The 925-nt window shown below is 20.4% G+C and carries 2 protein-coding genes; one reads left to right on the forward strand and one right to left on the reverse strand.

The window, feature by feature from the left end:
• The first annotated feature begins 149 nt into the window (after positions 1 to 149).
• Complete coding sequence (locus LUA84_RS01035) at positions 150 to 371, forward strand: hypothetical protein (RefSeq protein WP_231434020.1); 222 nt, start codon at positions 150 to 152, stop codon at positions 369 to 371.
• Between the two features lie 424 nt (positions 372 to 795).
• Here the strand turns inward: LUA84_RS01035 and LUA84_RS04055 are convergent, their stop codons facing one another.
• On the reverse strand, positions 796 to 924 hold the full coding sequence (locus LUA84_RS04055) for a hypothetical protein (RefSeq protein ID WP_256443479.1): 129 nt from the start codon (positions 922 to 924) through the stop codon (positions 796 to 798).
• Position 925 lies beyond the last annotated feature (1 nt).

Here is a 925-nt window from a genome sequence, read left to right on the forward strand (position 1 = left end):
TTAGAATGCAATAGTAATTATTTATCTTTTTTAGAATATTTAAAATCCCAGATTGCTCAGATTGGACAGGAATNNNNATATTTAGAATCAAACGAAAATATATATTATAATAAAGAAGAAGTAAGATATTTAAAATACCATATTTTAATATGGAATATTTACACTTTTTATTAACTAGAAAATATATAGAAGAATGTAATATAACAAATTTCACATTAATATTATATTTCTATAATAATAAATATTGTGGAAGTGCATGTGATCAGGAAGGTAATATCTTAACATATTTATATGTACAAAATCAAAATAGTTTGTATATATATTCTTTTGATTCAGGTTATCCAAATTATTTTATAAGTTATAGAATTTAAAGTATAATATTACTACCTGGCCATTTATTATTATATATAGATATAATGAAACATATACTATTAGAGGATTTGCAAGTTTGGATGAATTGGAAGGTTATTTAACAAAATAACTATTTACTCTATAAATAGATAATCTGGCAATTATTTGGATCTATATAAGAATATATTAATGATATATNATAATCGTTTGGATTAAATGGAAAAGGTGTTCNNNAATTTGGAGAATATAGAAAAAATTGAGGATAAACTATTGGAATTAAATATGTAGCATTATACATTATATAAACTTGGGAATTTGTATAATATGCAACCATTGGCCAAAAAACATTTTTTAATAATACTTTCGGATTATATTGTTTTAAGTATTCTGAAGCTCTATATACATAATTTAAATATGTATTTCCAATATTTGTATTATAATTTATTAAAATGCTATACCATAATATATTGATATAATATTTAATATTGAAAATAGAAATAAATATGGAAATTGCAATCCCTTTATTTTATTAATAAATATCCTTGTTAATATTAAAAATGGAGGTAATGTCATT

Source organism: Candidatus Nanopusillus massiliensis (genome assembly GCF_920984865.1).